The sequence below is a fragment of the Ihubacter massiliensis genome, assembly GCF_024125305.1.
Taxonomy (GTDB): Bacteria; Bacillota; Clostridia; order Peptostreptococcales; family Anaerovoracaceae; genus Hominibacterium; species Hominibacterium faecale.
This window is the reverse complement of sequence record NZ_JAMXVH010000001.1, coordinates 1,858,468-1,878,210: the sequence shown is the minus strand read 5'-3', so window position 1 is coordinate 1,878,210 and position 19,743 is coordinate 1,858,468. Positions and strand designations below refer to the sequence as shown.

At 47.1% G+C, this 19,743-nt stretch carries 27 protein-coding genes; 24 read left to right on the top strand and 3 right to left on the bottom strand.

All coding sequences use genetic code 11. The annotated features are described in order from the left end of the window. Positions 1 to 3 precede the first annotated feature (3 nt). The 24 genes from NIA71_RS08750 to NIA71_RS08635 all read left to right on the top strand — a co-directional run bounded on the left by NIA71_RS08750 (position 4) and on the right by NIA71_RS08635 (position 18,026). On the top strand, positions 4 to 2,637 hold the full coding sequence (locus tag NIA71_RS08750; RefSeq protein ID WP_253020224.1) for a phage minor capsid protein: 2,634 nt from the start codon (positions 4 to 6) through the stop codon (positions 2,635 to 2,637). Then, complete coding sequence (locus NIA71_RS08745; protein WP_253020223.1) at positions 2,627 to 2,821, top strand: hypothetical protein; 195 nt, start codon at positions 2,627 to 2,629, stop codon at positions 2,819 to 2,821. Before NIA71_RS08750 ends, NIA71_RS08745 begins: the two co-directional genes overlap by 11 nt. 9 nt (positions 2,822 to 2,830) lie before the next feature. Next, a complete protein-coding gene (locus tag NIA71_RS08740; protein WP_253020222.1) occupies positions 2,831 to 3,148 on the top strand; it encodes a YjcQ family protein in 318 nt (105 codons plus the stop codon). 150 nt (positions 3,149 to 3,298) lie between these two features. Next, positions 3,299 to 3,469 carry a hypothetical protein gene (locus NIA71_RS08735; protein ID WP_253020221.1) on the top strand — a complete coding sequence of 57 codons (171 nt, stop codon included), beginning with the start codon at positions 3,299 to 3,301 and terminating at the stop codon, positions 3,467 to 3,469. A gap of 107 nt (positions 3,470 to 3,576) precedes the next feature. After that, the gene (locus NIA71_RS08730; RefSeq protein ID WP_253020220.1) at positions 3,577 to 4,176 is read left to right on the top strand and encodes a phage scaffolding protein; all 600 of its coding nucleotides are present in this window, start codon (positions 3,577 to 3,579) and stop codon (positions 4,174 to 4,176) included. Between the two features lie 16 nt (positions 4,177 to 4,192). Next, entirely contained in the window at positions 4,193 to 5,152 is a 960-nt protein-coding gene (locus NIA71_RS08725; protein ID WP_253020219.1) for a major capsid protein, read from the top strand. Between the two features lie 10 nt (positions 5,153 to 5,162). After that, on the top strand, positions 5,163 to 5,447 hold the full coding sequence (locus tag NIA71_RS08720) for a hypothetical protein (RefSeq protein ID WP_253020218.1): 285 nt from the start codon (positions 5,163 to 5,165) through the stop codon (positions 5,445 to 5,447). Next, positions 5,447 to 5,827 (top strand): hypothetical protein, encoded by a 381-nt coding sequence (locus NIA71_RS08715; RefSeq protein WP_253021291.1) that lies wholly within the window; start codon positions 5,447 to 5,449, stop codon positions 5,825 to 5,827. The genes NIA71_RS08720 and NIA71_RS08715 overlap by 1 nt, the downstream gene beginning before the upstream one ends. 4 nt (positions 5,828 to 5,831) lie before the next feature. After that, the gene (locus NIA71_RS08710; RefSeq protein ID WP_253020217.1) at positions 5,832 to 6,170 is read left to right on the top strand and encodes a hypothetical protein; all 339 of its coding nucleotides are present in this window, start codon (positions 5,832 to 5,834) and stop codon (positions 6,168 to 6,170) included. Continuing rightward, positions 6,170 to 6,553, top strand: coding sequence for a hypothetical protein (locus tag NIA71_RS08705; RefSeq protein WP_253020216.1), 384 nt, complete (start codon positions 6,170 to 6,172; stop codon positions 6,551 to 6,553). Before NIA71_RS08710 ends, NIA71_RS08705 begins: the two co-directional genes overlap by 1 nt. Continuing rightward, positions 6,550 to 6,948 (top strand): minor capsid protein, encoded by a 399-nt coding sequence (locus tag NIA71_RS08700; protein WP_253020215.1) that lies wholly within the window; start codon positions 6,550 to 6,552, stop codon positions 6,946 to 6,948. The genes NIA71_RS08705 and NIA71_RS08700 overlap by 4 nt, the downstream gene beginning before the upstream one ends. 8 nt (positions 6,949 to 6,956) lie before the next feature. After that, positions 6,957 to 7,403, top strand: coding sequence for a phage tail tube protein (locus NIA71_RS08695; RefSeq protein WP_253020214.1), 447 nt, complete (start codon positions 6,957 to 6,959; stop codon positions 7,401 to 7,403). A gap of 41 nt (positions 7,404 to 7,444) precedes the next feature. Then, entirely contained in the window at positions 7,445 to 7,738 is a 294-nt protein-coding gene (locus NIA71_RS08690; RefSeq protein WP_253020213.1) for a hypothetical protein, read from the top strand. A gap of 34 nt (positions 7,739 to 7,772) precedes the next feature. Then, positions 7,773 to 8,075, top strand: a complete 303-nt coding sequence (locus tag NIA71_RS08685) for a Gp15 family bacteriophage protein (protein WP_253020212.1) — start codon at positions 7,773 to 7,775, stop codon at positions 8,073 to 8,075. Between the two features lie 157 nt (positions 8,076 to 8,232). Continuing rightward, complete coding sequence (locus NIA71_RS08680) at positions 8,233 to 11,388, top strand: phage tail protein (RefSeq protein WP_253020211.1); 3,156 nt, start codon at positions 8,233 to 8,235, stop codon at positions 11,386 to 11,388. 2 nt (positions 11,389 to 11,390) lie between these two features. Continuing rightward, entirely contained in the window at positions 11,391 to 11,735 is a 345-nt protein-coding gene (locus NIA71_RS08675) for a hypothetical protein (RefSeq protein WP_253020210.1), read from the top strand. A 4-nt stretch (positions 11,736 to 11,739) separates the two neighbouring features. Beyond that, complete coding sequence (locus NIA71_RS08670; protein WP_253020209.1) at positions 11,740 to 14,001, top strand: hypothetical protein; 2,262 nt, start codon at positions 11,740 to 11,742, stop codon at positions 13,999 to 14,001. 15 nt (positions 14,002 to 14,016) lie between these two features. After that, entirely contained in the window at positions 14,017 to 15,093 is a 1,077-nt protein-coding gene (locus NIA71_RS08665; protein WP_253020208.1) for a hypothetical protein, read from the top strand. A 53-nt stretch (positions 15,094 to 15,146) separates the two neighbouring features. After that, positions 15,147 to 15,572, top strand: coding sequence for a hypothetical protein (locus tag NIA71_RS08660; RefSeq protein ID WP_253020207.1), 426 nt, complete (start codon positions 15,147 to 15,149; stop codon positions 15,570 to 15,572). A gap of 46 nt (positions 15,573 to 15,618) precedes the next feature. Beyond that, entirely contained in the window at positions 15,619 to 15,993 is a 375-nt protein-coding gene (locus NIA71_RS08655; RefSeq protein WP_253019336.1) for a hypothetical protein, read from the top strand. 22 nt (positions 15,994 to 16,015) lie between these two features. Further along, the gene (locus NIA71_RS08650; protein WP_253020146.1) at positions 16,016 to 16,426 is read left to right on the top strand and encodes a hypothetical protein; all 411 of its coding nucleotides are present in this window, start codon (positions 16,016 to 16,018) and stop codon (positions 16,424 to 16,426) included. A 55-nt stretch (positions 16,427 to 16,481) separates the two neighbouring features. After that, positions 16,482 to 17,462 (top strand): N-acetylmuramoyl-L-alanine amidase, encoded by a 981-nt coding sequence (locus tag NIA71_RS08645; protein WP_253020145.1) that lies wholly within the window; start codon positions 16,482 to 16,484, stop codon positions 17,460 to 17,462. A gap of 14 nt (positions 17,463 to 17,476) precedes the next feature. Next, positions 17,477 to 17,725 carry a phage holin gene (locus NIA71_RS08640; protein ID WP_148399210.1) on the top strand — a complete coding sequence of 83 codons (249 nt, stop codon included), beginning with the start codon at positions 17,477 to 17,479 and terminating at the stop codon, positions 17,723 to 17,725. A 4-nt stretch (positions 17,726 to 17,729) separates the two neighbouring features. Beyond that, positions 17,730 to 18,026, top strand: coding sequence for a hypothetical protein (locus NIA71_RS08635; protein ID WP_148399211.1), 297 nt, complete (start codon positions 17,730 to 17,732; stop codon positions 18,024 to 18,026). Between the two features lie 176 nt (positions 18,027 to 18,202). On the opposite strand, the gene NIA71_RS08630 is transcribed toward NIA71_RS08635, so the two are convergent. The 3 genes from NIA71_RS08630 to NIA71_RS08620 are packed head-to-tail and all read right to left on the bottom strand — an operon-like array spanning position 18,203 to position 19,422. Further along, the gene (locus tag NIA71_RS08630) at positions 18,203 to 18,829 is read right to left on the bottom strand and encodes an AP2 domain-containing protein (protein WP_148399212.1); all 627 of its coding nucleotides are present in this window, start codon (positions 18,827 to 18,829) and stop codon (positions 18,203 to 18,205) included. After that, positions 18,816 to 19,241 (bottom strand): ribbon-helix-helix protein, CopG family, encoded by a 426-nt coding sequence (locus NIA71_RS08625; RefSeq protein ID WP_253020144.1) that lies wholly within the window; start codon positions 19,239 to 19,241, stop codon positions 18,816 to 18,818. Before NIA71_RS08625 ends, NIA71_RS08630 begins: the two co-directional genes overlap by 14 nt. A 13-nt stretch (positions 19,242 to 19,254) precedes the next feature. Beyond that, positions 19,255 to 19,422: a hypothetical protein gene (locus tag NIA71_RS08620; RefSeq protein ID WP_253020143.1), complete on the bottom strand. Its 168-nt coding sequence runs from the start codon at positions 19,420 to 19,422 to the stop codon at positions 19,255 to 19,257. Between the last annotated feature and the right edge of the window lie 321 nt (positions 19,423 to 19,743).

Genomic DNA, 19,743 nt, shown 5'->3' with positions numbered 1-19,743 from the left:
TGCATGAATGAATATGATATTGGCAAAGCCTTTGCGGCTATTGAGGAAGAGTTAATCGCCTCCATGATGCGGAACATGCAGTATCACAGAGATTGGGAGGACGCTGAGGGCTTTCAGTGGTCCATGTGGCAGGCAGAGCAGCTAAAAGCGCTGAACAAATACAAGACAGCCAATAAGAAGAAATTCCAGCGCCAGTTTAACGAGGTGAATGGTTCGATCGGCCAAGTAATCGAGCAGGCCCGTAAACAGGGGAATATGGAACAAGAACTTGAAATACTGGCTGCAATCGAAAATGGCTGGAAAGCTCCAAAGAAGCTGAATAAATCTGTTCAGACTTCTGCGGAGTTTTTTAAGCTTAACACACGTAAATTGGAAGCACTCATAAAAGCTACGGAGCACGACTTTAAAAAAGCGGAAACAGCGATGCTCCGCAGGGCCAACGATCAGTATCGGAAGGTGATCTTCAACGCCCAAGTCTATGCCAATACCGGCGCTGGTACATACGAGAAAGCCGTGGATATGGCAACGAAGGATTTTTTAGCGGCAGGGATTAATTGCATTGAGTATGCCAACGGAGCACGTCACACCATACAGGACTACGCTGACATGGCGATTCGGACGGCTGTCAAACGGGCATATCTCACCGGAGAGGGAGAAAAGCGGCAGGAGTGGGGCATCAGTACGGTAATCATCAATAAGCGTGGGAATCCGTGTCCAAAGTGTCTGCCCTTTGTCGGTAAGATCATGATTGACGATGTGTGGTCAGGGGGCAAGGCATCGGACGGACCGTATCCACTCATAAGCAGCGCTATATCTGCGGGGCTATATCATCCACGATGTAGGGATAGTCACACGACATATTTTGAAGGCATCAGTACAGCTGAAAAATTGACAAAGAAAGACGTTGTCGCCGCAGAAAAAAGCCAGCGGGCATTGCAACAAGATAAATACGTTGAGCGCCAGGCGGAAAAGTATGGGCGTCTGGAGACATACTCTCTCGATTCGGAAAACAAAGAAACGTATGGGAAGAAATCAGCGACTCTTACACAGCGCCGAGTTGAGCGGATGCGGGCAAGGAAAAACAGCGTCAGTACCTATCGGGAAATGCGTATGCAGCGGGATGCACTGAAATCGGAAACAGCCGCACTTGAGGAGAGGCGGAAAGCTTACGAGCTTGATTTTATGGAATCATCGGATATGGATGCTGCCAGAAAGGCAAAAGAAGCGAAAGCACTCATTGAGGCAAAGAATGCTGAAATTGCCGATCTGACCGAAAAAATAACTGCAATGCAGGAATTGAAAGCCAAAGCAGCAGAAGAGCATCTTGTCAGCAATGGAATTGCGAAACGAGTAAAGCTATCCAAGGCAATGAGCGTGGAGGCAATCGATGAGATACAGACGGTACTGGATGATCTTGTTAAAAAGCGTGGACTTCCGCCGCTTGAAGCGATTGAGTACAACCCAGCAAAAACAATGTCTGCGGCTGCACAATATAACTGGCAGGACAAAACCATGTATCTTGGTGGAAGAACCAAGGATGGCCTGAAATTTGAAAAAGAACGCTTGGATACAGAGAAGAAGTTCCACGAAATTCGGGAAAAGCGAGGCAATGTCAGCTATGCGGAACAGTGCTTACAAGAAGCAAAAGAGGAGCTCAGGCGGGCAAAAACAAAAGAGGATCGACACTTTGCACAACGTAAAATTGATCGCCTGCAATCTGAACTGAACCTGACGCAAAAGAATGTGGCACGGTCGATTGGTGACGTGGTTGTCCACGAGTACGGGCACCACCTACACAACCTTGTGTCGGAGCAGACAAAACCATCCAAGAAAAAACAATGGTTATTTGGGCAAAAAGAGCTTGGGGCACGATATATCAGCGGTAAATGGATGCACAATCCGAATAGTTACAAAGCCCGGCTGTTATCTTCGCAGGTTAGTGAGTATGCGACGGAATCACCGCTTGAGGCTTTTGCAGAAACTTTCAATGCGTACATACGGGGTGATAAAATTCCCGGCGAATTAAAAATCTTGATGGAAGAGGCAATGGGAATCGCAAGGCAGCCGAAAGCAAAGCAGTTGTTATATCCAAAGAATCGTGATAAACTTGATATAAAGACACTAGAGGATTACGAGAAAGAGCTTGCAAAGATTCCGGCAGCGCATAGGGATCTTATTAGCGACGGGATCAGCGAAATTGAGATCATTAAAGACGGCGTCTCACGCTTTGACCGGGAGAAAAAGACCCTGTACCTCCGCCAAAACTTTGAAGATGGCGAACTGATCCATGAAATGGCCCACGTACTGGAAACGGAACTGAATGTGTACCAAAGCGAGGACTTCATAAAAGTGTTAAAATCTGGATTGGATGATTTTAGAAAAGATGTTATTTACGATCCTAAAACTTTTGTAGAGCCAATATTTCGTTTGAAAAGCGATAAGTTCGTGACAAAGTACCAGGGAAGGATGTATGAAGAAGTAGGATTTATTAATGAGGACGGCGTATTGAACCACTTTGCGCTTGGTGAATATTTCTCAGAAGGATACAAAACCTACTTTTCAAACCCGGAGGTACTAAAAGTAAAAGATGCAAAATTATATCAGTATATCAAGGAGTTAATTGGTGATGGTAAATAAAAAAATTAAAGAAGAATTTATGCAGATAAAAACGGGTGAAGAATGGAACGCTTTCCGTGAAAAATATGCGCCTTTTGATTTTGTGTTTGACCATGACATGGATCAACACTTCAATGAGCTGGTCCGCTCCAATGCGACGAAAGAGCAACTTGAAAACCCGCGTATCCATTATGAGGCTTTTTAGGAGGAACGCATGAATAACTTTAAAAAGATATATGAGATATTGCAAATCCTTGAAAAATCAATGGACTTACAAGAATTTGACAAGGAAAGCCTGTCAAAGGAACGCTTGGAACTGTCAGAAGCACGTTGGTGCCGCATCATGGCGATGTTGGTCGACGAGGGATATATCGAAGGCGTGCAGACCTGGAAGTCGATGGACAGCGAATATCCAAGAATATGTGTAGTTAGGCCGGAGATCACATTAAAAGGGCTTCAATATTTGGAAGAAAACAGCCTGATGAAAAAGGCTGCAAATATGGCAAAAGGAATTGTAGACGTTATTTCATAAAGATTAGATATTAGGACCAGTCAAACCGGCTGGTCTTTTATGATGCAAAAAGGAGGTTAATATGCACCCAGCCGTACAAATCACAGGGTTAATTTGTTGTACCCTGGTAATTTTAACAATCATATCAACAATCGGGGAAAGGAGGAAGAAATGAAGGTAAAAGTAGTCGAACGATACAAGGACTTGGAGCTTGACGAGATCAAGGTCCCGGGCGATACCTTCGAGGTCAATAAGGGCAGAGCAGAAATGCTGATCCGAAAAGGCTTTGTCGAAGAGATCAAAGAAAATAAACCTAAAAAAGAAGAACCTGAGAAAAAGTAAGGTTCTTTTTTAAACCCCGCCATTTTGGTATTTTGGGCGGTAACTATAAAGACAATGTGCGTGGACTGAACCACGGAAAAAAAATGTATTGAAAGGAAAGTGAGAATATGAAAAAAGAAGAATTTGTTGCGTTAGGCATTGATGAAAAAATGGCGGAGAAGGCTGCGGCCGAATCAAAAAAAGAGCTGGATGGCGTATATGTGCCAAAGGATCGTTTCAATGAAGTGAACGAATCAAGAAAACAGCTTGAGACGACGGTAAAAGATTATGAGGGTCAACTCGAAACACTCAAGGCGTCGGCTGGTGACAATGAAGCGTTAAAAATACAGATCGCTGAATTGCAGGAGCAGAACAAAAAGAAAGATGAAGAGCATCAGGAGGAGCTGAAAAATATTAAGCTCACAAACGCAATTAAGTTGACACTTGCTGAAAGCGCACAAGACAGTGATCTTGTTGCAAGCCTCATCAACAAAGAGCAGTTGATACTTGGTGAGGATGGAAAGGTTACCGGACTTGAGGAACAGATTAAGACACTCAAACAAGAGAAAGCCTTCTTATTCAAGGAAGAAAAAAAAGAACCCGAAAAGTCATTGCCTGGATTTGCTGTAGGAGCAAAGTCTCAGCAGCAAAAGACATTAGAACCAGGCGATAACGTTAATATGAGAGATGCCATTGCAGCAAAAATACAGGCTCAAACAGAGCAGTAACAGGAGGTAATTACATATGGCAATAACATTAGAAGAAGCAAGAAAAAACGTACAAGACGATTTACAGATGGGAGTTATTGATGAATTCAGAAAATCGAACTGGATTCTGGATCACATCACATTCGATGATGCGGTATCTCCAACGGGCGGCGGAGCAACGCCAACATACAGTTATACCCGGCTGAAAACACAGCCAACGGCTCAGTTCCGTGAAATTAATACGGAATATACGCCCAGCGAAGTTAAAAAAGAAAGACATTCCGTTGATATTAAAGTGTTTGGTGGTTCTTATCAGATTGACCGTGTAATCGCCAACATGGGCGGGATCGTCTCAGAGGTGGAGCTCCAGCAGACGCAAAAAATTAAAGCTGCACAGGCATTGTTTAACGATACGTTCATTAATGGTGACGGTGCGGTTGATTCAAATGCGTTTGATGGTTTAGAGAAGGCACTGGCAGGAAGCTCAACAGAATACAATACTGGGAGCAATGTGGTGGATTTGTCCACATCACAGGCTGTAACGGATAATTACCAGACATTTCTTGACATGCTGGATGAATTTCTTGGCGGTTTGGATGGGACCCCATCCTTTATTGCCGGGAACACAAAGCTGATTTCAAAACTTCGTGCCTGCGCAAGAAGGGCGTCCATGTATCAGAGAACAATGTCAGATTGGGGCACTCAGGTGGAATCCTATGGAAATATTCCGTTTGTGGACCTTGGAGCAAAACCAGGAAGTAACGAAGATGTTGTGAAAACGGACACAACAGCAGGGACCACATCCTTATATGTTGCCCGCCTTGCACTGGATGGGCTTCATGGCGTATCTTATGCAGGAGTGGCGCCGGTACAGACTTGGCTACCCGACTTTTCCACAGCCGGTGCAGTAAAAACCGGTGAAGTGGAAATGAATGCAGCAATTGCCCTGAAAGCATCCAAGGCAGCAGGCGTATTCAGAAACATCAAGGTAAAATAGGAGGCGGCAAATGACAAAAATACTTGCACCCAATCAGGCGTACACTGGTACCAGCGCTGGTGTAGCCTTCCTGAATGGAAAAGGGGAAACCGATGATTCATATTTGATCGAATGGTTCAAGGCTCACGGCTACGAAATAGAGGATGATGCAGAGAGCAAAATGGTTGAGCCGCAAAACGAGCAGGATGAAACGCAGGAGGAAAATCTATCAGTCGAGATCGTAGAAGGATCAGAAAACTTGGAGCAGACCTCAAAACCATCAAAGAGCAAAACTCAGAAGGCGGGTAAAAAGTGATGTATGCCGCATACGCTACGCCTGATGACTATAAGGCTTACGGCTCCGGCAGCATCCCGGACAGCGACCTGGAAAAAGCGCTGCGCTCGGCCAGCAGGCATATCGATTCCCTGACCTACAACCGAATTGTAGGTCAGGGAATTTCTTCTCTGACAGACTTTCAGCGGGAAGTTATCAAGGAGGTTCTTTGCCTGCAAGCCGATTTTGAACATGAAAATGCTGACGAAATCGACACGATCCTGTCAAGCTATTCGATCAACGGTGTATCGGCGCAGTTTGGCGAGAGCTGGAACGTGTTTATTGACGCTGGTGTGGCGATGAAACGGGACGTGTACGAGCTATTGAAGCAGACTGGTTTATGCTGTAGATTGCTGAGGTGATGTTATGAAATATCCATCTTTAGTACCAAAGCGGCTCTGCCAGACGCCGGTAACGGTGGCAATCAATCAAGAGGGCATCAGCGAGGATGGAGAGCCCATAGCAGCGTTTTCAGGCGGGTTCTTGTGCAACTACCAGGACAGCGCAAAAACCGTTCTGACAGCCGAAAAAAAGCTTGTGCAGCTTGCAGGTGTGGCGCTTTTCCCTGGCGATATTTGCCCGGAGATCGCGACCATCAGCGGCGGAACGGTAACGGTAAACGGTGTAGATCGTGAAATCTTTCAGGGGATCAAGGCGAGAAACCCGGACGGGACCGTGAACTATACGGAATTGAGGTTGGTGTAATGATTAAAGCTACATCAAAAATCAAGCTAAATCACACGAAAATTAAACAGCTGAACCAGGCGGCGATTATCGCCCTGGAGCAGACCGCCGAAGCTTTGCATACCGAGGTCGTGCAAGCGCAGGTAATGCCGCGAGACGCGGGCACGCTGCAAAACGAAAGCACTTTTGTAGATACCTCTGGGAGCAGCTCCGGAAGAGTGAGCCTGGTGTCCACTACGCCTTATGCGAGGCGGCTGTATTATCATCCTGAATATCATTTCCACACAGACGAGAACCCGTTTGCGAGGGGTGAGTGGTATGAAGATTGGCTGCCTGGCGGCAAGTATGAAACATTTACACCGCAGGCATTTAAAGAGTTCTATAGAAGGGCAGGTGGTTTATGATGCTGGGACTTGCGGATGTCCGGGACTGGATTAAGTCGCTTGGTGTAGGAGAGCATTTCTACATCGGCAAACTGGACAATAAGCAGGAAAGGTCCGTTGGAATTTATCAGCGGAAAACAACCGGTCCACCAATCACAGCGATTGGCGGACCACAGAACAAAAAATATGACGTGAAGCCGATTTCCGTGCTGATCCACTGGACGAAAAATGCCAGAGAGACGGAAGAGGCTTCTTTTTCTTTGTTCGAAAAATTGTTAAATATATCAGATTTAAAGATCGGCCAGACACACATCAATTATGTGCGCCTTATGGTGCCGGAGCCCCAGGACGTGGGAACGGACGATGCGGGCGTGTATGAGCGGGTGATCTGGTTTGATCTATATTATGAAAGGTAGGTAAGAATATGGCAGCAGCAACAGGGGTATATCCTTGCTATGAGAACCAATTTCAAATTGATACAGCTGCATCTGGCGCAACGGCGGCAATGAAGTCCATTGCGGATTGCGAAACGTTTGAAGTGTCATTTGATAATGGTGTGGAAGAATGGACGCCGTTTGACACCCAAGGCTGGATTCGCAGATTAATGACCGCAAAGGCAGTAACGATTTCCGTGACGGCAAAACGAAACGTCAGTGATGCGGGCAACGATGCAGTGGCGGGCCTTGCCTGGAAGAATGGCCGGAACGTGGAAAAGGATTTTCAATGGACGTTCCCGGATGGTACGGTTGTAAAATTTACGGGAGCCGTTATTAACGTAACGAATACCGGCGCCGGAGATGCGACGGCTGTAGCGCCTCTTGAATTCGAGGTAATGAGCAACGGAAAACCGGAAATCACACTGGCAGCATAACAGGGCGGGGCAATGTCCCCGCTATTTTTTAGGAGGAAAACATGAAGAAAGATATTACGGATAAACTGAATTTTGACGAAAACCCGGTGCTGATCGTGAAAGGCACAGAAATTGAAGTAAACGCAGATGCAACCACTGTTCTGAAGGTGATGGGCGCTATCGGCGATGAGTCGGAGATAACTCCCAAAATCATCGTGCAGATGTATGAGACGATCTTCCCAGAAAAGGACCGCAAAAAAATTGAAAAGCTTAAACTTAAAATGCAAGATTTTCAGGTTCTCGTTAACGAGGCCATCGAAATACTGACCGGGGAGCCGGAAGAAACGGGAGAGTAGCGGCCCGTACTACGATCTGATCGACGATTTTGACTTGATCGTATCGTCCTTTCAGACGCAGTACGGGATTCGACTATCGCAGGAACTTGACACAATGAAATGGGATGAATTCAAAGACCTTCTTTCCGGGCTGAACAATAAAACTCCCCTTGGTGCGATTGTTGAAATTCGGTCAGAAACGGATAAAGAGGTATTGAAACACTTCACAAAGGATCAGCGCCGGATTCGCAACGAATGGCGCAGAAAACAGGCGAAAGAAGTTACACAGGATCAAATGGATCAGCTTTTAGAAGGGCTGAAACAGGGATTTATGGAACTGGCAGGTGGTAGCGATTAAAAAGAAAGTCAAATGCCCTTATTGCGGCTACCAGATGCCGATTGAATATGATGAGAATGCAAAAGCAAGAGGCATTTTCGTCCGCTGTAAGGGTAGGAATTGTAAGAAGAAATTTGAGATTAAAATAAACTGAGTCAAGTAGTGCCATGATGTGCCGATGACCGAAAGGCAGGTGTATGTCATGGCCGCTACGAGCGTAGGGCAGATCGGGCTTGATCTGGTCGTAAATAGCAATCAATTTAATAAGCAGATGGCCGGTATCAATGGCCTGGCCAAAAATGCCGGTGCAGCATTGGCCGGTGCGTTTGCGGTAAAAAAGATCGTGGAGTTTGGGGCGTCATGCGTGGAGCTTGGCTCTGATCTGGCGGAAGTACAGAACGTTGTTGACGTGTCATTTCCGGCGATGTCGGCGCAGGTGGATCAATTTGCAAAGAGTGCTGCGGCCAGCTTCGGGCTGTCTGAGACGATGGCGAAGAAGTTTACTGGGACCTTCGGGGCGATGGCAAAGGCGTTTGGCTTCTCTGAAAAGGAAGCCTATAGCATGTCCACGGCCCTGACTGGGTTAGCTGGGGATGTGGCATCGTTCTATAATATTTCGCAGGATGAGGCTTATACCAAGCTGAAATCGGTGTTTACCGGCGAAACGGAAACTCTCAAAGACCTGGGCGTGGTCATGACGCAAAACGCTTTAGACGCTTATGCGATGGCAAACGGATTCGGAAAGACCACCCAGGCCATGTCGGAATCCGAAAAAGTTGCGTTAAGATATCAGTTTGTCATGGATCAGCTGTCTTTGGCACAGGGGGATTTTGCCCGGACGTCGGATAGCTGGGCCAACCAGACGAGGATTCTGAAACTGCAATTTGATTCGATCAAAGCGACTTTAGGACAAGGGTTTATCAATCTGTTTACGCCGATCATTAAGGCGATTAATGCGCTGTTAGGGAAACTAGCGACTCTAGCAAACGCATTTAAGTCTTTCACGGAATTAATCACCGGAAAGAAGTCAACGGCAGCAGCAGCCTCGGGTATGGCGGACCTGTCAGGAGCGGCCGGTGATGCAGCTTCGAGCGTGGGGAGTGTTGGCGATTCAGCGACATCCGCAGGTAAAGCAGCAAAAAAAGCCGCAAAAGATATGAAGGCCCTGATGGGGTTTGACCAGGTAAATAAGCTGAGTAAAGATGATATTGGCAGTTCTGGCGGGGCCGGTGGTTCTGGAGGAAGTACCGGTGGAGCTGGAATTGATTATGGAGCCCTTGCTACAGGAGATACCGTTCTTGACCAGACCGATCAAAAAATGTCTGCTTTGATGGAACGATTTAAAGAGTTGGCATCACTCTTTGCAATCGGGTTTAAGATTGGAATAGGTGACCTTTCGGTTATAGATACAATCAAAAAGAACCTTCAGGATATCAAATCGAATTTAATTGACGTTTTCACTAATAAAAGGGTTACGAGTGCGGCAAATACTTTTTTTAATAGCTTTGCATACAACGCTGGACGCATTGCAGGGTCATTTGTTTCGATTGGGCTAACGATTGCGGACAATTTGACAGGTGGGTTTGCAAGATACCTGGAACAGAGCAAAAAATATATACAAGATAGAATCGTTGGAATTTTTGATGCCTCATCACGCCTAGCGCAGCTGAGCGGGAACTACTATACGGCGATGGCTGACGTTTTCAGCGTATTTCGATCAAAGGAAGCTAAACAAATCACATCTGATATCATATCAGTATTTTCAAATGGTTTTCTTGGAGTGGTTGATCTCGCTCTCAAAGTTGGCGGAGATGTGGTTAATGTCGTAACTGCGCCTTTTGTAAACAATGCGGGAAAAATTAAAACTGCGCTGCAAAATACATTAAAACCGGTCAGTCAGGTAACCTCGACCATATCGGAGTTTGTCAAAGACACGTTTGAATCGATCTTTGCCGCCTATGAAAAATATGTCCGTCCGGCATTTGATAAAATTGCAAACGGATTCACGACAATATTTGGAGGGATGCTGGACGGGTATAACAAATACCTGGCGCCGGTTCTTTCCAAGATCGCAAAGGAATTCGGGGAAGTAAAAGACAAGTACATACAGCCATTTGTTGACAAGCTAATCGATGTGTTCGGAAGATTGGTTGAACTTATAGGAACGGTATGGGAAAAAATTAGTCCGTTTGTAGCTTGGCTTGTTGAACACTTTTTTGCTGTTGTTGCATCGAGAGTTAGCACCGTTTGGACGGTCGTAAAGACCGCCGTCAGCATGATTGCGGGTGTCCTGCAAGGATTGTTAACGACCCTTGGAGGTTTAATTGGATTTGTGACCGGCGTCTTAACCGGCGACTGGAGCAAAGCATGGAATGGCATTAAAGATATCTTTGGTGGGGTCATACAGGCGATCAAAGGTATTTTTGCGCCAATCGCTGACTGGTTCAAAGAAAAAGTTGAGGCGATTAAGAGCAAGTTTGAGAATATCGGAACGTGGTTTAGTGAAAAATTTTCTTCTGCCTACACTGCAATTAAGAACGTATTTAGTAGTATAGGGGAATGGTTTGGCGAAAAATGGACCGCAATCAAGAACGTGTTTTCACCGATTGGCACCTGGTTTAGTGAGAAGTTCCGAGGGGCCTACACAGCCGTTAAAAATGCGTTTTCAGCAATTGGCAGCTGGTTTGGTGAGAAGTGGTCAGCGATCAAAAATGTTTTTTCCAATATCAAGAGTTGGTTTGGAGAAAAGTTTAAATCCGCCTGGGAAGCGGTCAAAAAGCCGTTTGAAAAAGTCGGAAGCTTTTTCGGCGGCATCTGGGATACGATCAAGAGCAAATTCAAAACGATCGGTACCAAGATCGGGACTGCAATCGGAGGAGCATTTAAGAGTGCGATTAATGCAGTATTACGGACGGTGGAAAACGGAATTAATTGGGTACCACGCGCAATCAACAGCGCAATTGGGTTGATCAACAAGCTTCCTGGGGTCTCAATACCAAGGATGCCGACAGTCTCTCTGCCACGGCTGGCACAGGGCGGCTATGTAAAAGCCAACACTCCGCAGCTTGCTATGATCGGTGATAACCGGCATCAGGGCGAGGTTGTGGCGCCGGAGGACAAGTTGAGACAGATGGCGATGGATGCGGTAAAAGCTGCCGGAGTCGGCGGCGGTATAACCAAAACGGACCTCAAAGAGCTTCTTGACAGCATGACAATGATTTTGGTTGCCACACTTGAGAGCATCGGTATCTATGTTGATTCGGAGGAAGTGGCGAAACTGGTAGATAAAGGGCGGCGAAATATTAACAGGAGATATTCGCCAGTAGGAGAATAAATATGGGGTTTTTATTTCAAGCGGGCGGGGTGGATTTGCCATCCCCCGTATCCATAACAATAAACGACGAATTGATCTGGTCATCCGACACTGGCAGAACCCAGTCTGGCAGGATGGCAGGAGCAGTCGTTGCAGAAAAGAAAAACATAAGTGTTAAGTGGGGCATTTTGACAGAGAACCAGTTGGCAAAGATAAAGAAAAATTTGCCGCAGGGGTTTTTTAAATTGAGGTTGATGGATTTAGCCCTAACGGTTTATCGTGGAACAATCGGGAGCGAACTGTTGGGTGACCCTGGCGACGGCATAATTCGGTATAAGAGTGCATCCGTGGACTTGATCGAGAGGTAGATCGATGATAAGTGTAAGTGAAGCATACAAAAACACAGACAAATACAACCGCCACTATCGAGCCCTGGTCAAAGTGCAGCTGGCCGACACGACACAATTAACCATCGACGAGGACAACATCATGAGCGGCGGGCTGTCGATTGAGACGGCTACCAGCCAGAGCAATAGCTTTGAGATTGGCAGCATGGTAATCGGTAAACTGACCTTACGGGTCAGCAATGCGGATGAGGAGTTTACCCCCTACGACTTTACAAATGCAGTCATAACCCCCCAGAGCGGCCTTGATCTTGAGGACGGGACTACGGAGTGGCTGGACAAGGGCGTCTTTACGTCAGAGCGTGCGGCCACCTCTGGGAGCGTCTGGACCATCACGGCCTACGACAACATGGCAAGGCTGGATCAGGACTACAGCAAGAGCAATCTGACCTATCCGGCAACGGTTCGCCAGATCGCAAACGACGCATGTAATATTTGCGGACTGGTGTTGTCAGGAGATAGTTTTGCCGGGGAGAATTATATAATCAATAAGCGGCCCGAAGGTGATAATTTAACCTTTCGGGCTATTTTATCTTATTGCGCTCAGATCACGGCCAACTATGGTTATTGCGACACCCAGGGTCGACTGGCATTTGGCTGGTATGATGCGGACACGCTGAGACATTATGGCTATGATGGCGGCAGGTTTGATGATTACGACCTAAACGCCTATACCACCGGCGATACGTGCGACGGCGGGACGTTTTATGATTATGCCAGCGGCGACAGCTACGATGAAGGCACATTTGAGCAATGGGCTGAGGAGCATAGTCTATATGACGTTGCGAGTCTCAATGTGGACCTTTGGGACGTGCTGATCACTGGCGTGCGGGTGAACACGAAGGAAATGTTTACCGTCGAAACTACGGACGATGAGGGCAACATAGAGAAAAGCGAGGAGGAACGCTCTGCGTCGTATCTGTACGGCGAAGAGGGGTATGTCTTAACCATCGAAAACAATCCTCTCATACCCTGCGCAAAAGTCCAGGAGGTAGCGGAGCAGATCGGTAGCCGGATTGTCGGCGTGCGCTTTCGGCCGCTGGACATTACCATGCAGTCTGATCCATGTATTGAGGCCGGGGACCTGGCAACGGTGACGGACTACCGGGGATTGACTTACAGCACGATCTTGACCAATGTGACCTATGCCTTGGGCGGCAACAGCAAATACAGCTGCGGGGCGGTGAGCGCATCGGAGCAGGCCAGCCAGCGGCCCAGCGTGGCTGACCAGAAGCTTGAACAGGTAAAGAAAAGCACAAATGCAAAGCTTCAGAATCATAAGACCGAAATGCAGCGCATGACCGGCCTGATTGCAAAGTCAATGGGAATCTTCCAGACGGCCGTTCAGCAGGCGGACGGCAGCACTATTTTTTACATGCACGACAAGCCAAAATTGGAGGACTCTCAGACACTTTGGCGGATGTCAGCAGGAGTCTTTTCCGTCTCTACGGACGGCGGGCGGACCTGGAACGCTGGTATCGATGCGCAGGGAAATGCCGTGGTCAATATGCTCTCAGCGATTGGCATTAATTTTGACTGGGCCAGGGGCGGCCAGTTGAGTCTTGGCGGGCGCAGTAATGCAAATGGAACATTTAGATTGCTGGCAAATGACGATACCGAAATGATCCGCATGGACTACGACGGGATCAAGCTTGCTGGTGGGGCGTCTTTGATGAGCGCAAATGGGGTATGTGGCAATTTGCAGTTTATATCTAACGGCGGCGCTCCCGAACTATTGGGAGGTGGCCCAGTATTGCAATTGACAGGTACAGCGGGTGCGATCTATTTATACGCCAATATCCCAGATAATTACGTTGTCAGCAGGGCGACGCTGACCCTAAAAAGTAATGCGGGGTCCTGGGACTATTGGGTTGACGAAAACGTAGGGGAAGTGACGGTACCTGGATACTCAAGGAGCATCAAGCTTTACAGAGGGACATCAAACGCAGGTCTTGCAATGGCGGGCAGCATACCAGGCAATGCACATATAGCGTCAGTGGGAGACTGGAATCAGATTACCAGCGGCGGTTTTTTGACGGCGGGTGTCACCGGGAGCATGACTCAGACAACTAAAACGGTTACATCGGGCAACCTTGCACCGGTACTGACCACGGGGCTCAATGTGTTGCGTCTAACCGCAGAAGAATCGTCAGGCGTGCCAGAGAGAGCCTTGGCTTACGTGGGCACGGGCATCGCAGTATTGGACGTTATCGGCTATAGCAAAAACTAAGAAAGGAAGGAACACATGGCAATACAAAACAGGCGTGGAGCCTACGGAGATTTTAACCCGGACAAATTAAAGTCAGGCGAATGGGCAACGGTCATGAGCGGCGATCCCAATGCGGCGGATGGCCGGGCGACGTATTTGTGTTACGAGCCGGGAGTGGTTAAACGTATGGCCACCTTTGAGGACATGGAAGAGAATGTTGAATTATCTCTGGACCATATCTTTGATCGGTTTACCGCAGACATGCAGAAAGCCTTTGACAACGCAAACGCTGCTCTTGCAACAATGCAGACAGCGACCACAGCGGCAAATACAGCGGCGTCAAATGCAAATACCAAGGCCACAGCCGCCAATACGGCAGCGACCAACGCAAACAGTAAGGCTGCCCTTGCAGACACGGCGGCCAGCAATGCAAACAGCAAAGCAAGCGCCGCCGAGACAGCAGCGACCAATGCAAACGCAAAGGCGACCGTAGCCAATACGGCAGCAGGGTCAGCCAATACAGCGGCTACAAATGCAAATAGTAAGGCAACAGCAGCTGAGGCAGCGGCCAAGACTGCAAATGATATAGCGGCTTTAGTCCAACAAAAACTTAACAACGGAGATTTTAACGGTCAGGCGGCCAGTGTGTCGGTTGGCAATGTGACCACGGGAGCACCGGGCAGTCAGGTGCAGATCACAGCGAGAGGCACGTCAACAAATGTGATTTTAGACTTTACGATCCCGCAAGGGGCCAAAGGTGACCCTGGCACGATTACAAACCTGTCTGCCCAGCCGGTGACCTTTACGGTTGCCAGCAGCGACGTGGACATTAAAACAGGTGAGACCTTGGCGGTGATCTTTGGTAAGCTGCTCAAGAGCGTGCAGACATTACGCACCGATCTTGCAGGTAAAGCGGCAAGCGGGCATAAACATAGCGCCGGGGATATTACATCCGGGACCTTACCCGTTGCGAGAGGCGGGACCGGACAGACAACGACAGCAGGCGTAAAGTCAGCGTTTGGTGTTACGGCTCTGGAGACCTCTTTGGAAAACCTCATCACCCCCGAAACCATCGCAGCAGCCCAGGCCGCAGGCATTGATTTGACAGTATAGCAAGTATAAATAAAGACACCTCTCCCGCTCGGAGGGGTGGGAAAGGAAAGAGAATGAGTAATGGAATAGAAAAGTTAAATAAAGGGCTGAAAGATATCTTTAAACTGATGGCGGCACGAAACAAAGTATTGTGGGAGAATGGCACCGGGTGGAGCAGCGGTAGCATAACCGTGCCGGATGTGGATAAATACAACGAGTTTGATGTCTATTTATGGACAACGACTTCACCTGTTCGGTGCTGTCTAATTGATGGCAGGATCGTTGGCGCAAATATGTTGCCAAACGTAAGCCCTAATAAACATACAAGCGCAGCGATTAGTCTTGTAATATCTGGAACAACACTGACTTTTCAGGGCGCTGGCACAATTCAACATTTACCGTCCGGCTCGCACATGACGTTGGATACACAGTCGATCAGAAAAATTGTTGGGATTGAGCCTATCCCGTCCAAAATTTTGTCGGGGGGGGGGGGCGCTTAAAAGCAGTATTTTTTAGGTGTCTTGTCCAGATTAGGGGGTGCGTGGCATGAATGGAATCGATTATGCGAACAACGCACTCCAAGCCCTATTTGGCGGCTTAGAGGTCAAAACAGAAGGTATTTGGAATTATGTCAAGCTACCCAACGGCTTGGCGATTGCCTGGGGCGGCGAGAAGAAGATAACAATGGCTTTAGGCGGGACATCAGGCGCATGTTGGTATGCAGTAGATCGAGCGGTAAATATCCCTACAGGACTGTTTATAGACGATATAAAAGTGATCGGATCAGCAACGGCCAATCATTATGCTGCGGCACTGTTTGCGATAAATGGCGGGAAAGTCTATGTGCAAATGAGTTCGTCCTATGCTTTTTCGGACTTGTTAGTAACTTGGGACGCTGTTTTAATCGGCAAGTGGAAATAACCCTCGAAAGGGGGTGCGCGGCGTGAGTTATACACAAGATCAGATGATCGCAATGTTTAATCAGTTGCAGCAATCCCTGCTGGAAAAACAAACTCAAACAGAGGCAGCAATTACTAATATAAACAGCTATCTGACCCCTAATACGGCAAAGGCTGCAAAGACGGGTAACATGGTGGATATAACATTTTTGGCAACAGTAAAAACAACACACACACTTAATGGTAGTGGTGGTATCCAAATTGGCATTATCCCAGAGGAGTACCGTCCACAGCTAACGACGATCCGCACAGTATATGTTGCTCAAGGAGCAGTTTGCAAGCTTGCAATTTTATGGGTAATACCGACCGGCTCATTAATGGTATACTCTGCGGATGCGTCACTCAATATGGCAGTTGGGCAAACCTACCGGATATGCACGACCTATCAGTTATAACAGACCTCAAGGGGTCTATTTTTATACCCTCGAAGAGAGGGGGAAAGGAATTATTATGGCAAAAATAGCAATTGATGCAGGGCACGGACGGTATACACCGGGCAAACGCTGCATGAAGAAATTGGACAAGAACGAGACAAGAGAATGGGTCCTAAATGACCGGGTGGCCGATGAGCTTGGGAGACTCCTCAAAGCGGCCGGACACACGATCAAGCGCATGGATGATCCGGACGGCAGTACGGACGTCTCTCTTGCGGCGAGAGTACAAAAAGCAAATGCCTGGGGTGCAGACTTTTACATATCGGTGCATCACAACAGCGGCGTTGGCGGCAGCTCTGGCGGAGGTACGGAGGTCTATGTATCTCAAGGCTGCCAGAGTAAGAGCAAAAAGGCCCAGGCTGCTATCTATAAGCATGCAATTAAGCGTGGTAACCTCAAAGGCAACCGGGCGGACGGGACCAGGACCGCAAACTTTTACGTGATCCGCTATACAGATATGCCAGCGTGTCTCATTGAGTGCGGCTTTATGGACAGCAAGGTTGATATCAAGTATATCCTTGACCCTGCATGGAGTAAAAAAATCGCACTGGGGATTGCTGAGGGTATCTGCGAAGTGTTTGGCGGGACGGTTAAGGTCAGTGGATCGGGCAGCAGCACGCCAAAACCTGCCCCAGCAAAGCCAGCTGCAAAAAAATACATCGTGAATAAGGATACGAGAGCATTGCAGAAAGCGATGAATAAATCCTATGACTGCAATCTCGAAGAGGATAGCAGCTGTGGGCCAGCAACGCAAAAGCAGATCGGGAAACACTATCTGTATTACAGGAAAAAGAAGCCGATCAAAAACGCTCACGTGAAATGGTACCAGAAGCAGCTCAACAAGAAATTTAAAGAAATGGGCCGACCGGAGCGAGTTACCGTTGATAGCTCATTTGGTCCAGATTGCGCCAAAAAGACGAAGCTTTATCAGAAACTAAAAGGGCTTGAGGTGGATGGATACGCTGGACTGAAAACACATTTATCTTTACTGAAATAGGAGGAGAAGAGAACATGAACAAAGAAGTAAGAAACCTAATCATCCGGACAGGCGTAACAGTGGTATTGTGGGCGAATATGGTACTTGCACATAAGGGCATGTCCCCACTACCAATCGATGAAAACGGAGCCACAGAGCTGATCTCTGAGGCGTTGGCGGCGCTGGCAACCCTGTGGGCATGGTGGAAAGACAACGACGTGACAAAGAAAGCCAGAGCCAAAAAAGAAGTTATTGCCACGCTGGAGCATGAAGGGGAGATTTAAGTCGATGGAAACAGCCTTAACAATGTTATTGAGCCTTGCTACAACGGTAATTGCTGGAGTGGCCCTACATGCGATTAAGTCCGGGCAGAAGAAGGCTCAGAGCAGGGAAGAGGATAGGGACAAGCGGGAGCAGCTTACTCTCGAGGCTATCAATGCGTCCTTTTGTGTCAATAAAGAGCTTGTCAGCTGCGTCCTTGACGGAAAGCCTGCGAACGGTGAACTCGATGAGGCTTACGAGTATCAGAGAAATGTCAAACATAAAATTGAGGACTATGCCCGTGAAAAAGCGTCACGCTCATAGCCCATACCTATGCCCCGGGGGAGTGATCCTCTGGGGCTTTTTTAATGCGTAAAATGCCCGTATTCTTGCATTTGTGTTGATATTTAAAGAGGATCATCTATAATTAAAGTGACTTTCCTCTATTCAGGTAAGAGCGGGGAGAGGGAAGCAAAAGGCCGCAGGAATAACATCTGCGGCTATTTTTTAGGAAACAACGGGTCGCCCGTCATTCCTTTGTTAATATGCTCTTTCACAATCTCTTCGGCTTTCATTCTCACTTTGGCTGCATCTTCTAAACGGTCGTATCGACCCAAGTTATATTTTTTACCCTTATACCTGATTGACGCTTGCCATTTTTGCCTTGATTTGTCCCAGTTCACGCCGACAATGCCGCTTTTGTTGGATGCGGTCATAGCACCAATTTTGATCGGCTGAGAGCCGTCAACAAACGTTTCCAGCATCCTTTGCGGAATGTCACGGTCTTTGTTGACACATCCGCAAGATGTTGTCTGTCCAGAAATGATAGAATCCTTACGCACCTCAATGACATTATCACATTCACATCTACAGATCAGGAAAGTTCTTTTCCGGCCTGAAATGGTTTTTGTTTTTTCTGACAGGACGGTCAATTTACCGAATTGCCTGCCAGCGACGTTTGTATGCTTTAGGCAGCCACATGATTTTGTGTGGCCGCTTCTTAAATTTCCCGCAAATACTTCACAGGTGTTGCCACATTCGCACCGACATAGATATCTGTTTCCGCCGATGTATTTTTCGACACACAGCAAATCAAAAGTTCGACCAGTCAAATCATTTCTTTGCATTTAACAAGTCCTCAATAATTTCTCCAATCGATTTCCCCGTCTCCTTGCGCAGAGTATCCAGCTTTTCTTTTGCTGATGCTGAGATATCGGCAGTAATTTTGACTTTATCCTCTTCCAGCCGTCCGAAAATTTGTTCGACCTCATCGGCGGATAGGTTATTTTCTGACCATTCCATCGCCGCCTCTGGCTCCATCGGCATGATCTTTTCACCGGCTCCACCGCTGTTTCCATGCCATTCACCATATCGAGAATTTCCGCCGCCCCAGCCATACAGAAAGAAATTGCCGCTCTTTGTCAGATACAAGACTTCTTCCCAATATTCAAAGTCGGAAGGGGAGTGCCCGCTATCAATGCGGGCAAGTTCCTTTGCGCTTTCTGTATTGTACAATTTTCCTTTGATTCTTTTATTCATATCCTTCCTCCGATTATCCCTTAATTTGTACCCATTCGCCGATAGCGTCATCTTCTGTAATCCATCTGCCATCTTCGGCAATATAGACTTCACAGCCGGTTGCCTCGTCAATAAATGTTTCCTGCCCCATATCAACCATAACTTCCTCATCGATTCCGTATACATAAATTTTTTCTAACATTTCTTTGTTCCTCCTTTATTTGATAATACTATTATACAGTAAAATATTACTTTTGTCAAGATATATTACAATAAAATATTACAAAAGTGCCGTATGTTTTGAGGTTTGACAAATATAACAATTGTAGTATATAATATAAAAAACGTTGATTAAGTAATTATATGACCGCGTAGGTGTACAGCCATAGTTTGTATGCTGATTGTCGCCCAACCATCAGGGCGTGGATTGAGGTCTATAATTATCTAGCGTTTGAGCAACAACTTAATTAGTCGCTTCCCATTAGGGGAGCGTGGATTGCAGTAAATTTATAAGTTATTGCTT

Bases quoted from the DNA above. Each gene is read 5' to 3' on its own strand.
- NIA71_RS08750 (WP_253020224.1), top strand. From the start codon at position 4: ATGAATGAATATGATATTGGCAAAGCCTTTGCGGCTATTGAGGAAGAG.
- NIA71_RS08745 (WP_253020223.1), top strand. From the start codon at position 2,627: ATGGTAAATAAAAAAATTAAAGAAGAATTTATGCAGATAAAAACGGGT.
- NIA71_RS08740 (WP_253020222.1), top strand. From the start codon at position 2,831: ATGAATAACTTTAAAAAGATATATGAGATATTGCAAATCCTTGAAAAA.
- NIA71_RS08735 (WP_253020221.1), top strand. From the start codon at position 3,299: ATGAAGGTAAAAGTAGTCGAACGATACAAGGACTTGGAGCTTGACGAG.
- NIA71_RS08730 (WP_253020220.1), top strand. From the start codon at position 3,577: ATGAAAAAAGAAGAATTTGTTGCGTTAGGCATTGATGAAAAAATGGCG.
- NIA71_RS08725 (WP_253020219.1), top strand. From the start codon at position 4,193: ATGGCAATAACATTAGAAGAAGCAAGAAAAAACGTACAAGACGATTTA.
- NIA71_RS08720 (WP_253020218.1), top strand. From the start codon at position 5,163: ATGACAAAAATACTTGCACCCAATCAGGCGTACACTGGTACCAGCGCT.
- NIA71_RS08715 (WP_253021291.1), top strand. From the start codon at position 5,447: ATGTATGCCGCATACGCTACGCCTGATGACTATAAGGCTTACGGCTCC.
- NIA71_RS08710 (WP_253020217.1), top strand. From the start codon at position 5,832: ATGAAATATCCATCTTTAGTACCAAAGCGGCTCTGCCAGACGCCGGTA.
- NIA71_RS08705 (WP_253020216.1), top strand. From the start codon at position 6,170: ATGATTAAAGCTACATCAAAAATCAAGCTAAATCACACGAAAATTAAA.
- NIA71_RS08700 (WP_253020215.1), top strand. From the start codon at position 6,550: ATGATGCTGGGACTTGCGGATGTCCGGGACTGGATTAAGTCGCTTGGT.
- NIA71_RS08695 (WP_253020214.1), top strand. From the start codon at position 6,957: ATGGCAGCAGCAACAGGGGTATATCCTTGCTATGAGAACCAATTTCAA.
- NIA71_RS08690 (WP_253020213.1), top strand. From the start codon at position 7,445: ATGAAGAAAGATATTACGGATAAACTGAATTTTGACGAAAACCCGGTG.
- NIA71_RS08680 (WP_253020211.1), top strand. From the start codon at position 8,233: ATGACCGAAAGGCAGGTGTATGTCATGGCCGCTACGAGCGTAGGGCAG.
- NIA71_RS08675 (WP_253020210.1), top strand. From the start codon at position 11,391: ATGGGGTTTTTATTTCAAGCGGGCGGGGTGGATTTGCCATCCCCCGTA.
- NIA71_RS08670 (WP_253020209.1), top strand. From the start codon at position 11,740: ATGATAAGTGTAAGTGAAGCATACAAAAACACAGACAAATACAACCGC.
- NIA71_RS08665 (WP_253020208.1), top strand. From the start codon at position 14,017: ATGGCAATACAAAACAGGCGTGGAGCCTACGGAGATTTTAACCCGGAC.
- NIA71_RS08660 (WP_253020207.1), top strand. From the start codon at position 15,147: ATGAGTAATGGAATAGAAAAGTTAAATAAAGGGCTGAAAGATATCTTT.
- NIA71_RS08655 (WP_253019336.1), top strand. From the start codon at position 15,619: ATGAATGGAATCGATTATGCGAACAACGCACTCCAAGCCCTATTTGGC.
- NIA71_RS08645 (WP_253020145.1), top strand. From the start codon at position 16,482: ATGGCAAAAATAGCAATTGATGCAGGGCACGGACGGTATACACCGGGC.
- NIA71_RS08640 (WP_148399210.1), top strand. From the start codon at position 17,477: ATGAACAAAGAAGTAAGAAACCTAATCATCCGGACAGGCGTAACAGTG.
- NIA71_RS08635 (WP_148399211.1), top strand. From the start codon at position 17,730: ATGGAAACAGCCTTAACAATGTTATTGAGCCTTGCTACAACGGTAATT.
- NIA71_RS08630 (WP_148399212.1), bottom strand. From the start codon at position 18,829: ATGCAAAGAAATGATTTGACTGGTCGAACTTTTGATTTGCTGTGTGTC.
- NIA71_RS08625 (WP_253020144.1), bottom strand. From the start codon at position 19,241: ATGAATAAAAGAATCAAAGGAAAATTGTACAATACAGAAAGCGCAAAG.
- NIA71_RS08620 (WP_253020143.1), bottom strand. From the start codon at position 19,422: ATGTTAGAAAAAATTTATGTATACGGAATCGATGAGGAAGTTATGGTT.